Genomic DNA, 12,313 nt, shown 5'->3' with positions numbered 1-12,313 from the left:
CCTCGGCGAACGCTAGACCCTGACCTCGAATTCGTGCCTGACCTTGGCGATGTCGACCAACGTCGGCAGTCCGGCCTCATTGCCGAGGCGCTGGATCTTGAAGGTCGACGCTGCGCGGGCAAAGTCAAAATGCTCGCGCCAGCTCTTGCCGGGATGGGCGAGGTAGGAATAGACGTAGGCGCCGTGGAAGACGTCGCCGGCGCCGTTGGTGTCGATCACGCGCTCACGCGGAATCGGCATCGCCGGCATCACTTGCACCGTCCCTGTTTCGTCGTACCAGAGCAGGCCCTTCTCGCCCATGGTGATGCCCCCGATCTTGCAGCCGCGGCCCTTGAGATAATCGAGCATCTTCTCCGGCGTCAGGTCCATCTGCTCGCAAAGACGCTCGGCAACGATCGCGACGTCGATGAATTCCAGCAGCTCATGCGTGTTGGTGCGCAGGCCGCCGCCGTCGAGCGAGGTCAGGATGCCGGCCTCGCGGCAGACCTTGGCGTAATGGAGCGCGGCATCCGGCTGATGTCCGTCGACATGCAGCGCGCGGCAGCCGCCGAGATTGAGCATCGGGAAGGGGTGGATGTGCTCGTCGTCGCGGCAGCGGACGATGGCGCGCTTGCCGTCCTTGGGCATGATGAAGGAGAGCGAGGACTGGTTCACCTTCCGCCCGTGCAGCGAGATCGCGTATTTCGCACACATGTCCTGGAACATGCGCCCGAGCCAGTCATTGGCCGCGGTGGCGATGAGATCCGGCACGATGCCCAGCTTGGCGCAGCAGAACGCCGCCGTCACCGCGTTGCCGCCGAACGACACTGCGTAGTCCGAGGCCACGTGCTTCTCGTCGCCGGTCGGCATGTGGTCGGTGATGAAGACGACGTCGATATAGGTCTGTCCGATGAAGAGAGCCTGCATTGCTTGTCCGTGATGCGCTTGTGGTCCCGGCCGGAGAGATTACTCTAGCACCGGTTCCGCTCCGGGGGGACGCTGAAATTATTCGCAAATCTATCGCCCGAAGCGCTTGAGGTCAGCATGTTGCCGGAATACGACCATGACAGGGCAATGCCAAGCCCGGGCAAATGCCGTGTTTCGGCTCACGGTTCCGGTCACCAATAGGCCGATCAAAGGGGGAAAGATGATCACCGGCCTCGATCACGTCGTCGCGCTGGTCCGGGATATCGGTGCGGCCAAGGCGGCCTATCAGACGCTTCTGGGGCGCGCGCCGGCCTGGCAGAACTCCGGCGAGGGCGCCGACCGGGTGCTGTTCACCCTCGACAACACGACGATCGAATTGATGGCACCGAGCGGCTTCAGCGTCACCGCCGACCGCATGCGCGCGCTGCTCGACGACCATGACGGCGTGCTCGCCAGCCTGTGCTTTCGTGTCGCGGAAATCGGCAAGATGCATCGCCGGCTGGAGCGGGTGGCGTTGAGACCGGATCCGATCGCCGAGGTCGAAAGCAGCGATGCCGTCACCGACGCCGTGCTGCATTGGAAGCGCACGCGTGCGGCCACGGAGCTCACGCGCGGCGTGCGCATGTTCTTCCTCGAGCTGGCCGACGAGCGTCCCAAATCGGTCGCGACCGACATCGCGCCGATCGACGCGCTCGATCATGTCGTGGTCACGACCGAGGATTCCGAACGTGCCGCAGCGCTCTACGGCGCGCGGCTCGGCCTCGATCTGGCGCTCGACCGCTCGCACCAGGATTGGGGCCAGCTGATGTTCTTCCGCTGCGGTGACCTCATCGTCGAGGTGGTGCGCCGGCCGGTCGCCGGCGGTGACCTCGCGCATGACCGGCTCTGGGGCCTGAGCTGGCGCGTCGCCGACATCGACGCCACCCGCGCCCGGCTGATCGCTGCCGGCCTCGACGTCAGCGAAGTCCGCAACGGCCGCAAGCCGGGCACGCGCATCATGACGGTGCGGAGCGGCACCTGCGGCATCGCGACCGTGCTGCTGGAGCGCTCGCAGAAGCCTGTGGAGTGATTCTGTCATTCCGGGGCGTCGCGAAGCGACGAGCCCGGAAATCCATTCATCCACCGCCCCTGCCGCACAATGGATTCCGGGGCTCGCCCCCAAGAGGGCGCGCCCCGGAATGACGGAGCCAACCAGCAACCTTGCGTTCTCAAACGCCCGCCCGCGTGTTACACGCGTAGCGACGGCACCCAGCGAGCACCAGGTTTGGCGAAGGCAACGGCAAAGCGAACTCTGAAATGGCAGCGCGACCCCGAGGGGATGCGGCTGCGCATTCTCGAAGCCGCCAAGCAGGAGTTTTCCGCCCACGGCCTGGCCGGCGCGCGTGTCGACCGCATCGCAGCGAAAGCCGGCGCCAACAAGCGCATGCTCTACTATCACGTCGGCAACAAGGACGAACTCTATCTGGCGGTGCTCGAAGGCGCCTACGACAAGATCCGCAGCGAGGAGCGGGGACTCGATCTCGAGCATCTCGAGCCGCCCGAGGCGATCAGGCGCCTGATCGAGTTCACCTGGAATTACTTCCTGCGCAATCCCGAATTCCTGTCGCTGCTCCAGACCGAGAACCTCGCGCGCGCAAAGCACCTGAAGAAGTCGACCAAGGTCAAGTCGATGCACTCCCCCTTCGTCGAGATGATCCGCACCGTGGTGCGGCGCGGCGTCGACAGCGGCGACTTCCAGGTCGCAGTCGATCCGGTGCAGCTCTACATCTCCATCGCAGGGCTGTGCTTCTTCTACCTCTCGAACTCGGCGACCCTCAGCGTGATCTTCGGCCGCGATCTGCTGGAAAAAAAGGCCAAGGACGAGCGCTTGGCGCACATGGTGGGCCTCGTGTTGGCTGCCCTGACGGGACAGTCGGTCGCGCTGTTCGAGATCGCGAAGGCACCGAAGTCGCGCGCGGCCGTAGTGCAGACGGTCTAGTCCGCTAATTTCCCCGCCGTCATTCCGGGCGATCCGTAGGACCGAACCCGGAAATCTCACGATTCTCAGGTGCGCAAAGCACCCATGGTTCGATGCTTCGCATCGACCCGGAATGACTTTGGCACGCCCGGAACCCGCCGCAAAACGTCACAGGGAAAGTTCTGGACAGTATTTATCCAACGGGTTAATTTCTCGTCACAACGAAGAAGACTGCCGGGAGTGAAAATTGGCCGAGCCGAAGCCGCAGAACGCTGTTTCCAAGCTGTTGAATGCAGCCTGGGTTCGGCCGTTTTTGTTCCTCGTCTTCATCGTCGTCGCCTGGGATCTCGCGATCCGCCTGTTCAAGATCCCCGCGTACCAAATCCCGGCGCCACTCGATGTCGTCGCGGTGCTGCGAACGGAATGGCCGGAACTGCTGCGCCAGTCCTGGCCGACGACCTATGCGACCGTCTGCGGTTTCGCGCTGTCCGCGCTGTTCGGTATTCCCGTGGCGATGCTGATCGCGGGCTCCAAGACGGTGGAGAGCTACGTTTATCCGCTGCTGGTGTTCTCGCAGTCCGTGCCGAAGATCGCGATCGCGCCGCTGTTCGTGGTGTGGTTCGGCTTCGGCATCATTCCAAAAGTCATCTCGGCGTTCCTGCTCGGCTTCTTCCCGGTGGTCGTCTCCGCGGTGCAGGGCTTCAAGTCGGTGGACCCTGACATGGTCGATCTCGCGCGTGCGATGCAGGGCAGCCGCTTCCAGGTGTTCCGTGCGGTGAACCTGCCGCACGCGCTGCCCGCGATCTTCTCGGGGCTCAAAGTGTCGGTGACGCTTGCCGTGGTCGGCGCCGTCGTCGGCGAATTCGTCGGCTCCAATTCCGGCATCGGCTACGTGATGCAGCGCTCCATCGGCACGTTCGATCTGCCGACCATGTTCGCCGCACTGGTGATCCTCGCGCTGCTAGGCGTGGTTCTGTTCTGGATCGTCGACCGCATCGAGAAGCTGGTCATTCCCTGGCATGTCAGCCAGCGCGAGGACGTGATTTTCGCCTCTTAAGGATTTTGGTTCTGACGTGAAACGATGATCGGCCAACAATGGCCGACGTAAAACGGCAAAGGGAGAGTGACGATGAAGCAGTGGATAGGGGCCGTTTCGGCGGTGCTGATGACCTTCGCGGCCATGCCGGCGCAGGCCGCCGACAAGGTCGTGCTGATGCTCAACTGGTACGTCTATGGCGAGCACGCGCCGTTCTATTACGGCAAGGCCAAGGGCATCTACGCCGCCGAGGGCATCGACCTCGAGATCCAGGAAGGCCGCGGCTCGGCCGCGACGACGCAGGCCGTCGCTGCCAAGACCGCCGATTTCGGCTATGTCGACGTCCCCACCATGATGCGCGCTGCGATCAAGGGGGCGCCCGTGGTTGCGACCGGCGTTCTGCTGCAGACCTCGCCGATGTCCGCCATGGGCTTCGCCGACAAGAACATCAGGAAGCCCGAGGACATCAAGGGCAAGACGGTCGCGATCACGCCGGCCGATTCCATGACCCAGATCTGGCCGCTGTTCCTGAAGAAGACCGGCCTGAAGGAAAGCGACTTCAAAACCGTTGCCGGCGACGGCCAGACCAAGCTCAACGCCGTGATCAACGGCCAGGCTGATCTCCTGCTCGGTTACGTCATGGACCAGTCGATGAAGATCAAGGACGCCACCGGCAAGGACGTCTATCCGATCAAGTTCGCCGACTACGGCATCAACATGGTGTCGTCAGGCGTCATCGCCAACACCGATTATGTGAAGGCTAACGCCGATCTCGTCCGCCGCTTCATGTCGGCGACGACCAAGGCGGTCGAAGCCGCCGAGAAGGAGCCGAGGGCCGCTGCGCAGGCGATCCTCGACGCTAACCCCAAGGGCGGGAAGATCGACACGCTGACGCAAGGTTTCGAGCTGACCATTCCGCTCTACCGAACGGCGGAGACCAAGGGCAAGCGGCCGTTCCAGGTTACCGACCAGAACATGACGGACTCGGTCAATCTGATGGTCGAATATGGCGGTCTCGATGCGAAGGCCAAGGAGAACCCGAAGGCCTTCTACACCAACGACTATCTGCCGAAGAGTGGCACGTGAAATCTGCGACAGTCATGAGTGAAACCGCGCAGCCGGCCGCACATCTGAGACTGGTGAGCGACCGGGCTGCCGGCGAGGCGTCGGGCATCAAGCTGTCAGGCGTGTCGAAGACCTACCGGACGCGCGATGGCGATGTGCCGTCGCTGCGGCCGCTCGACTTTCACATCAACGACGGCGAGTTCTTCGTCGTGGTAGGCCCCAGCGGCTGCGGCAAGTCCACGCTGCTCAAGCTGATCTCGGGCCTGCTGCCGCCGACCACGGGCGAAATCCTGGTCGAAGGCGAGAAGGTGACGACCCCGCACGGCAATGTCGGCATCGTCTTCCAGAACGCGCTGCTCCTGCCCTGGCGCAACATCCTCAGCAACGTGATGCTGCCGATCGACATGAAGCGGCTGCCGCGGGACAAATATCTCCCGCGCGCCAAGGAATTGTTGAGGATGGTCGGACTCGAAGGATTCGAGAAGAAGCTGCCCTGGCAGCTTTCCGGCGGCATGCAGCAGCGCGCCTCGATCTGCCGTGCGCTGGTGCACGATCCCAGGATCATGCTGATGGACGAGCCGTTCGGCGCGCTCGATGCGCTGACGCGCGAGCGCATGAATGTCGAGTTGATGCGGATCCAGCGCGAGACGAAGAAGACGGTGCTCTTGATCACGCATTCGATTCCCGAGGCCGTATTCCTCGCCGACCGCGTGCTCGTCATGACCGAGCGCCCCGGCGCGATCGCCGCGATCTACGACGTGCCGCTGCCGCGCCCGCGCTCGCTCGACGCGATGGCCGATCCTGTCTTCACCGAGCTCGTGCAGCGCATCCGCAAGCACTTTTTCTCGCAAGGTTCTCTGGACTAAGACCATGGCGCCGCGCCTGAAGCTGCGAGACATCGCCTTCTTCGAACGACCCGTGCAGTTCGCCCGGCCGTTCCGCTTTGGCGCGATCACGATCAACGCGACGCCGCAGCTGTTCGTGCGGGTCGAGATCGAGGTCGAGGGCCGAGGCACCGCGGTCGGCGCCAGCGCCGAGCTGCTGGTGCCGAAATGGTTCGACAAGCGGCCGGAGCTGTCGCCGGCTCAGACGGTGGACGAGTTGCGTCGGTCGCTGGAGATCGCACGCGCGCTCTATCTTGCCCGCACTGAGTACCAGACAGCATTCGATCTGCATGCCTCGTGCATCGGTGCCCAGGTCGCGACCTGCGCGAAGAAGAACATTCCGCCGCTCGCAGCGGCTTACGGCCCGGCCGAGATCGACAAAGCGGTCCTCGATGCGCTACTGCGCGCCGCCGGGACCAGTTTCTTCGACGGAATGGCTGCCAACATTGCGGGTATCGATGCGCGGCTTTCTCCTGATCTGAGCGAGAGGGATATCAGGACGTTTCTTTCCGGCCGCGAGCCGCTGGAACGTGTTGCCATCAGACATACGGTCGGCCTTGATGATGCCGTCGAAGGCGAGGGCGGCGTTGCCGATCCGCGTGAAAATGCCGGTGCTCAGTACTTCAAGCTCAAGCTGTCGGGCGATCCTGTGGCCGATGCGGCGCGGCTGGTGCGGATCGGCAAGGAGCTGGATACACTCGGGCGCGGCACCAAGGTGACGCTCGACGCCAACGAGCAGTATGCCGACCTCGCGGCGTTACAGGCGCTGATAGAACGGCTCGATCATGATGCGGCGCTGCGTTCGATCGCCACGCGCTTGCTCTATGTCGAGCAGCCGATGCCACGCGACATTACGCGGCAATCGCCGCTCGGCTCGCTGGCTTCGCATGGCTTCATTATCGATGAGGCCGACGATTCCTACGATGCGTTCCCGGCAGCACGGGCGTTGGGCTACTGCGGCATATCGTCGAAATCCTGCAAAGGCCTCTACAAGTCCATCGTCAATGCGACGCGCGCGGCGAAATGGAGTGCGGGCGGCGAAAAGTTCTTCGTGACCGGCGAAGACCTCACCTGCCAGGCAGGCCTTGCCGTGCAGCAGGACCTTGCGCTCGGTGCCTTCCTCGGCGTGACCCATGCCGAGCGCAACGGCCATCACTATGTCGACGGCTTTGGCGAGACGCCTCTCGCCGAAGCTGCGGCCTTCGCGGCCGCGCATCCCGATCTCTACGCCGATGCCGGGCAGGGCATCCGCCTCTCCATTCACGACGGTGATCTCCTGACGGGATCGCTTCATGTTGCGGGCTTTGCGACCTCGGGCCATCCGGACTGGTCGGCGCTGCGCCCGCTCGAACAGCCAAAATCACTTCAGGAGCAACTGGCATGACCACCCAACGCCTCGGCCTCATCATGAACGGCGTCACCGGCCGCATGGGGCTCAACCAGCATCTGATCCGCTCCATCGTCGCGATCCGCGACCAGGGCGGCATCCGCCTGAAGAACGGCGATCGCGTGATGCCAGATCCGATCCTGATCGGCCGCAGCGCCGACAAGGTCGAGGCGCTCGCCAGGCGCTTCAACATCACGCGCTGGAGCACCGACCTCGATGCTGCGCTCGCGGACAAGAACGATACCATGTTCTTCGACGCCGCGACCACGCAGGCGCGGCCCGGTCTTCTGACCCAGGCCATCAATGCCGGCAAGCACGTCTATTGCGAGAAGCCGATCGCGACGAATTTCGAGGAAGCGCTCGAGGTCGTGAAGCTCGCCAATGCCAAGGGCGTCAAGCACGGCACGGTGCAGGACAAGCTGTTCCTGCCGGGCCTGAAGAAGATCGCCTTTTTGCGGGATTCCGGCTTCTTCGGCCGCATCCTCTCGGTGCGCGGCGAGTTCGGCTATTGGGTGTTCGAAGGCGGCTGGCAGGAGGCGCAGCGGCCGTCCTGGAATTACCGCGACGAGGACGGCGGCGGCATCATCCTCGACATGGTTTGTCACTGGCGCTACGTCCTCGACAATCTCTTCGGTAACGTCCAGAGCGTGAGCTGCATCGGCAATACCGACATCCCTGAGCGGTACGACGAGCAGGGCAAGAAGTACAAGGCGACCGCGGACGATTCCGCCTACGCCACGTTCCAGCTCGAGGGCGGCGTCATCGCCCACATCAACATGTCCTGGGTGACGCGCGTCTATCGCGACGACCTCGTCACCTTCCAGGTCGATGGCACGCTCGGCTCGGCGGTCGCAGGTCTTACCGACTGCATGATCCAGGCGCGACAGGCGACGCCCCGTCCGGTGTGGAATCCCGACGAGAAGCGATTGCACGATTTCTACGGCGACTGGCAGAAGCTGCCCGACAACGTCACCTACGACAACGGTTTCAAGGAGCAGTGGGAGATGTTCATCCGGCACGTCTACGAGGATGCCCCCTACAAATTCACCCTGCTCGAAGGCGCCAAGGGCGTACAGCTCGCCGAATGCGCGCTGAAGAGCTGGAAGGAGCGGCGCTGGATCGACGTCGCCCCGATCAAGGCGTGAGGTCTATTGGATCAGTCGCGATGTTTACCAAATCGTCATTGCGAGGAGCGAAGCGACGAAGCAATCCAGACTGGCGCCGCGAAGGCATTCTGGATTGCTTCGCTTCGCTCGCAATGACGAGGAGAGGTTCGAGATCATGAATAAGCCCGTCCAACCCATGTCGTCTTTGTCGCTCAAGCTGCCGAAGGCCGATCGCTCGATCGAGACTTACCGGCTCGCTGCCTCGCGCACGTTCCCCGCAAAGCTCGAGGGGCCGCTGAACCGCATCGCCTTCTCGGCCGTGCACACGGTCGCCGATCCCTTCGCTGACAACGATCCCTGGCTGTCGGTCGCCGTCGACTGGGACAAGACCATCGCCTTCCGCGAGCACGTGTGGGATCTCGGCCTGGGCGTCGCCGAGGCCATGGATACCGCGCAGCGCGGCATGGGACTGGACTGGCCGACTTCGCTGGAGCTGATCACGCGCTCGGTGTCGGCCGCCAAGCGCCGTAACGCGCTGGTGTTCTCCGGCGCGGGCACCGATCATCTCCCGGTTGAAGACGCCAAGTCGATCGACGACGTGATCCGCGCCTATGAGGAGCAGGTCTCGGCGGTCGAGAAGGTCGGCGGCCGCATCATCCTGATGGCGTCGCGTGCGCTGGCAAAGCTCGGCCGCAACGCCGATGACTATGCCAAGGTTTACGACCGCGTGCTGTCGCAGGTTCGCGAGCCCGTGATCATCCATTGGCTCGGCGACATGTTCGATCCGGCGCTGACGGGCTATTGGGGCACGAGAGATCTCGACAAGGCGATGGATACGGCCGTCGCCATCATCAATGGCAACGCCGGCAAGGTCGACGGCGTCAAGGTCTCTCTGCTGGACAAGCAGCGCGAGATCGACATGCGTCGCCGCCTCGACAAGCGCATCAGGATGTATACCGGCGACGATTTCAACTACGCCGAGCTGATCGCCGGCGACAGCGAAGGCTTTTCGCATGCGCTGCTCGGTATCTTCGATGCCATCGCGCCGGCAGCGTCCTATGCACTGTCGCGGCTGGCAGCCGGCGACGAAGCCGGCTTCCACGACGTGCTGGGGCCGACGGTGCCTTTGTCGCGACACATCTTCAAGGCGCCGACGCGGTTCTACAAGACCGGCGTCGTGTTCATGGCCTATCTCAACGGCCACCAGGATCATTTCACCATGGTCGGGGGACAGGAGAGCACGCGCTCCACATTGCATCTGGCTGAGCTGTTCCGTCTGGCCGACAAGGCCGGCCTGCTCGCCAATCCTGAACTCGCGACACGGAGGATGAAGGCCGTGCTCGCCACCCACGGTATCGAACCCTGATGCGCGACTTTTCATCCGACCACCGCTGGCTGTCGTTGAACACGGCGACCGTCCGCAAGCAGGGTGACCTCGTCGCGATCGTCGATGCCTGTGCGAGGCACGGCATCCGCGCCATTGATCCCTGGCGCGATCAGGTCGCATCCGTCGGTCTCGAGCGTGCCGCGCGTGCGGTGCGCGATGCCGGCCTCGATCTGTCGGGTTATTGCCGCGGCGGCATGTTCCCCTCGGACCCCTCGCGCCGGAGTGAGGTGCGTGATGACAACCGGCGCTGCGTCGATGAAGCCAAGGCGCTGGGCGCGCCCTGCATCGTCCTCGTCGTCGGCGGCCTGCCGCAATATTCGCGGCCGGGCAGCGCAGCGTCGAAGGACATCGCGGCGGCGCGTGGACAGGTCGAGGAAGCGCTCGCCGAGATGCTGGACTACGCCAAGCAGGCGAACTTGCCCCTGGCTATCGAGCCATTGCATCCGGCCTACGCCGCCGACCGCGCCTGCGTGAACACGACAAAGCAGGCGCTCGACATCTGCGACCGGCTCGATCCTGGCCGCAGCGGCATGCTCGGCGTCGCGCTCGACGTCTATCATATCTGGTGGGATCCGGAGCTGATGGGCCAGATCGCGCGTGCCGGCCAGGATCGCCTGCTCGCCTTCCATGTCTGCGACTGGCTGGTGCCGACCAAGGACATCCTCAACGACCGCGGCATGATGGGCGACGGCGTCATCGACATCAAATCGGTACGTCACGCGGTCGAAGCGCAGGGCTTTGCCGGCTATTCCGAGATCGAGATCTTCTCCAACGACTGGTGGGGCAAGCCGATGGACGAGGTGCTGCGCACCTGCATCGCGCGCCATAAAACGGTCGTGTAGGTCGAGGGCGCGCTACCCTCATGGCCCTGCGACCTGTTGCAGCGTGTTGAAGCGCGCCTTCTGCTCGCTGCTGAGCGTGGCATAGAATTCGTCCAGCGCGGGTTCGACCAGCTTGGCGGCCGTCAGCATGGCCTCGAGCCGGTGCTGCATTGCTTCAAGCCGTCCGACCGGCGTCAGAGGCACATCGTTCGGACAGGCCGCTTGTAGGCCCTCAACGCCCTTCGCCGTTGCTTCGCCGAGGCGGTCGAGCGCCTCCTTTTGCTTACCTGCGGGGTGGAGCACGGCCTCGATCCTCTGGATCGGCAACTGGGTCAGGCTGGACTTGGGATCGCCGCAGGCCTCGGCGCCGGCTTCCTGCGGCTGTGACGCGCGCTCGCCGACATGGGGGCCAAGCGCGTTGAAGCGGGCCTGCTGTTCGTCGCTGAGCGAGTTGTAGAACCTCTCCAGGGCCGGCCGCACGATCTTGACGGCTTCCAGCGTCGCGCTGATGCGGTTCATCATGGCGCGCAGGCGGCCAGGCGGAGTCAGTGCATAGGTCTCCGCGCAGGAGTCCTTGAACACATCGGCAGCTTCCGAAGCCGCGGTCTTCAGCTCGTCGAGCAGTGCTCGTTGTTCCGGCGCCGGCCGCACAGCCCGCGCGATATCGGCAAGCGGCCAGGCGGTCACGCCCTTATCCGGTGCGCCGCACAATTGCTGCAGCGTCTGCGGGCTCACGCTGGCGCGCGGCCGCGCGCGGCCGCTGCCGCCTTGCGGATAGTCATTGGGGTTGATGCTGGCATAGGCGGAATAGGGGCCGTCACCACCCCAGAACACGGTGTCGACAAAGTCGTCATAGGCGTACGCCCAATAGCCGGGCTCGTAGGCATAGGACCAGAAGGTGTAGTTGAAGATGTCGGAATAGGCGTAAGGCCAGAACACCGGCCCAAGCCACGCCACGAACACAGCAGGATGACGGTGACGCCAAGCCTGCCGGGGCGCCCAGCCGCTCTGACGGGCGACGAGGGCCGCCTGGGTTTGTGGCGTAGTCTGCTGACGGAAGCGCTCGGCAAATCGTCCACGCTCGGCGGCTTGCGTGGCCGCCGCAAGCGCCGGAGCGCGCCCCTCCGGAGCCTGGAGTCCGAGCCGCTGCTGACGAGCCAGGTCGAGTTGTTGCGCGCGCTGCTCACGGCCGAGCAAGCGGTTCTGGGTCTGGAGCATCCGCTGCTGCTCGCGTTGGGCTCGCGCGCCTTCCACCTTTTGCGATTGCAATTGCTGAACGCGCTGCTGCAGGCGATCGATGCGGGTCTGGCGCTCCGTCGTCTGGCGCGACAGCATCTCGCGCTGTCGCTGCTCGACGTGCTGCGAGCGCTGTTGGACGCGTTGCTCGCGCTCAAGAAGGCGGCTCTGCGACTGCAACAACCGTTGCTGCTGGTGCTGCGCCCTTGCGCCTTCCGGCTTCTGCGATTGCAATTGCTGCACGCGTTGCTGCAAGCGGTCGATGCGGTCCTGGCGTTCCGCGGATTGGCGCGAAAGCATCTCGCGTGGCGGTCCCGATCCCCCGCTCACGGCCGGGGGTGCACTTGGGCGAGAAGGGGCTGCGATATGCGGTGTCGGCCGCGGCGCCATGGCCGGACGTTGCGGCGCTGCCGGCGCCCGATGGAATTCGCGCCTTGGCGCCGCCACCTGGGGGGCGGCTCGCGGGGCGCTGAAATGTGGGGACTGACGCGGCGGCGGTGAGGCGATGTGGGGCGCCGGCCGCTGCGG

12 protein-coding genes are annotated in these 12,313 nt (G+C 64.4%); 10 read left to right on the top strand and 2 right to left on the bottom strand.

Going from position 1 to position 12,313, the window contains the following annotated elements; genetic code table 11:
* Positions 1–12 precede the first annotated feature (12 nt).
* The gene (locus RX330_RS27065; RefSeq protein WP_212081117.1) at positions 13–906 is read right to left on the bottom strand and encodes a sugar kinase; all 894 of its coding nucleotides are present in this window, start codon (positions 904–906) and stop codon (positions 13–15) included.
* Positions 907–1,126: 220 nt separating this feature from the next.
* Here RX330_RS27065 and RX330_RS27060 point away from each other — a divergent pair, with 220 nt between their 5' ends.
* From RX330_RS27060 to RX330_RS27020, 9 genes are all read left to right on the top strand, one after another.
* Positions 1,127–1,975, top strand: a complete 849-nt coding sequence (locus tag RX330_RS27060; RefSeq protein WP_317240504.1) for a VOC family protein — start codon at positions 1,127–1,129, stop codon at positions 1,973–1,975.
* A gap of 249 nt (positions 1,976–2,224) precedes the next feature.
* On the top strand, positions 2,225–2,884 hold the full coding sequence (locus RX330_RS27055; protein ID WP_249153134.1) for a TetR/AcrR family transcriptional regulator: 660 nt from the start codon (positions 2,225–2,227) through the stop codon (positions 2,882–2,884).
* 226 nt (positions 2,885–3,110) lie between these two features.
* The gene (locus tag RX330_RS27050; protein WP_212081120.1) at positions 3,111–3,920 is read left to right on the top strand and encodes an ABC transporter permease; all 810 of its coding nucleotides are present in this window, start codon (positions 3,111–3,113) and stop codon (positions 3,918–3,920) included.
* Positions 3,921–3,992: 72 nt separating this feature from the next.
* Entirely contained in the window at positions 3,993–4,985 is a 993-nt protein-coding gene (locus RX330_RS27045) for an ABC transporter substrate-binding protein (protein ID WP_212081121.1), read from the top strand.
* A 14-nt stretch (positions 4,986–4,999) separates the two neighbouring features.
* Positions 5,000–5,830, top strand: coding sequence for an ABC transporter ATP-binding protein (locus tag RX330_RS27040; protein WP_317243976.1), 831 nt, complete (start codon positions 5,000–5,002; stop codon positions 5,828–5,830).
* 4 nt (positions 5,831–5,834) lie between these two features.
* Positions 5,835–7,232, top strand: a complete 1,398-nt coding sequence (locus tag RX330_RS27035; protein ID WP_317240502.1) for a hypothetical protein — start codon at positions 5,835–5,837, stop codon at positions 7,230–7,232.
* The gene (locus RX330_RS27030) at positions 7,229–8,380 is read left to right on the top strand and encodes a Gfo/Idh/MocA family protein (RefSeq protein ID WP_317240501.1); all 1,152 of its coding nucleotides are present in this window, start codon (positions 7,229–7,231) and stop codon (positions 8,378–8,380) included. Before RX330_RS27035 ends, RX330_RS27030 begins: the two co-directional genes overlap by 4 nt.
* Positions 8,381–8,516: 136 nt before the next feature.
* On the top strand, positions 8,517–9,707 hold the full coding sequence (locus RX330_RS27025) for a dihydrodipicolinate synthase family protein (RefSeq protein WP_317240500.1): 1,191 nt from the start codon (positions 8,517–8,519) through the stop codon (positions 9,705–9,707).
* The gene (locus RX330_RS27020) at positions 9,707–10,570 is read left to right on the top strand and encodes a sugar phosphate isomerase/epimerase family protein (RefSeq protein ID WP_317240499.1); all 864 of its coding nucleotides are present in this window, start codon (positions 9,707–9,709) and stop codon (positions 10,568–10,570) included. The genes RX330_RS27025 and RX330_RS27020 overlap by 1 nt, the downstream gene beginning before the upstream one ends.
* 18 nt (positions 10,571–10,588) lie before the next feature.
* On the opposite strand, the gene RX330_RS27015 is transcribed toward RX330_RS27020, so the two are convergent.
* The gene (locus RX330_RS27015) at positions 10,589–11,506 is read right to left on the bottom strand and encodes a Spy/CpxP family protein refolding chaperone (protein ID WP_317240498.1); all 918 of its coding nucleotides are present in this window, start codon (positions 11,504–11,506) and stop codon (positions 10,589–10,591) included.
* Positions 11,507–11,518: 12 nt separating this feature from the next.
* Between RX330_RS27015 and RX330_RS27010 the strand changes: the two genes are divergently transcribed.
* A complete protein-coding gene (locus RX330_RS27010) occupies positions 11,519–12,286 on the top strand; it encodes a hypothetical protein (protein WP_317240497.1) in 768 nt (255 codons plus the stop codon).
* Positions 12,287–12,313 lie beyond the last annotated feature (27 nt).

Origin of the sequence: Bradyrhizobium sp. NDS-1 (assembly GCF_032918005.1) — a bacterium.
In the GTDB taxonomy this organism is placed as follows: domain Bacteria; phylum Pseudomonadota; class Alphaproteobacteria; order Rhizobiales; family Xanthobacteraceae; genus Bradyrhizobium; species Bradyrhizobium tunisiense.
Note: the sequence above shows the minus strand (reverse complement) of the source record. Positions and strands in the feature narration are given on the sequence as shown.